The sequence below is a fragment of the Micromonospora sp. NPDC003776 genome, from assembly GCF_053605645.1.
Genome location: NZ_JBSGJR010000997.1, coordinates 1 through 1082 on the forward strand (window position 1 = coordinate 1; position 1082 = coordinate 1082).

Annotated in this window: 1 protein-coding gene and 1 pseudogene; both read right to left on the reverse strand. The window is 75.9% G+C overall.

All coding sequences use genetic code 11. The features are described 5' to 3' along the window. Positions 1–98: 98 nt before the first annotated feature. Positions 99–467: an iron-sulfur cluster insertion protein ErpA gene (erpA, locus tag ACWEVO_RS37030; RefSeq protein WP_452312025.1), complete on the reverse strand. Its 369-nt coding sequence runs from the start codon at positions 465–467 to the stop codon at positions 99–101. Positions 468–633: 166 nt separating this feature from the next. Continuing rightward, positions 634–1056 (reverse strand): annotated as a pseudogene (locus ACWEVO_RS37035) (glycerate kinase); the annotation flags it as partial. Positions 1057–1082 lie beyond the last annotated feature (26 nt).

The following is a 1082-nucleotide window of genomic DNA, read 5'->3' on the forward strand; positions in this document are numbered from 1 at the left end:
GGCGGGGCCGCCCCGAAAAGGGACGGCCCCGCCGCTGTTGCTCGCTCGGGCAGCCCCGGCCGGCCCGGCGTGGCGGGCGGGCCGGGCGCTCGGCCGACTCAGCTGAACGAGTCGCCGCAGGCGCAGGAGTTGCCGGCGTTCGGGTTGTCGATGGTGAAGCCCTGGGCGTCGATCCGGTCGGCGAAGTCGATCGTCGCGCCGGCCAGGTAGGGGGCGCTCATCCGGTCGACGACGACCTCGACACCGTCGAAGTCGGTGACGATGTCACCGTCGAGGGACCGCTCGTCGAAGAAGAGCTGGTACCGCAGGCCGGAGCAGCCGCCCGGCTGCACGGCGACCCGGAGCCGCAGGTCGTCGCGGCCCTCCTGCTCGATCAGGGCCTTGACCTTCTGCGCCGCGACGTCGGTGAGGACGACGGTGTCAGGGGCCTTGGCCTCGGTCGACTCGGTCTGCGCTGGCGTGGTCACGTGGAAATCTCCCTGCGCGGTATGGGTCCGGACGCACTGGCCAACGTTTCGCGTCCGCCAGTGATTCCCGGTGTGGTCCAGAACCGATCGTACGCCGCCCCGCCGGCCACCACCTCCGGTGCCGCGGCCCCGGTCGGGTGAGCCGCGCCGCAGGCCGGCGGGCGGGTCAGCGGCTCCACTGCCGGGCCAGCCGCGCGCCGAGCGCACGCAGCCCTTCGGCGGGCCGGCCCATCGCGGCCTCGACACCGCCGTTCTGCTCGCCGCCGAAGTGCTCCACCAGGCTGTACGCCTCGGTCACCCCGGCCGCCGCGGCCTCCCGCCGCCCGGTGCTGACCCGGCCGGCGAGCACCACGCACGGCACGCCCCGGTCGCGGGCGCCGCCGGCCACCCCGGCGACCACCTTGCCGCGCAGCGACTGGTGGTCGAAGGAGCCCTCCCCGGTGATCACCAGGTCGGCGGAGTCCAGCGCGGCGTCCAGGCCGATCGCCCGGGTGACCAGCCCGATGCCGGACTCGCAGCGGCCGCCCAGGGCCAGCACCGCCGCCCCCAGCCCGCCGGCCGCGCCGCCACCGGGTCGCGCGCCCAGCCCTGCCTGTCAGCCGGGCAGGTCCAGCT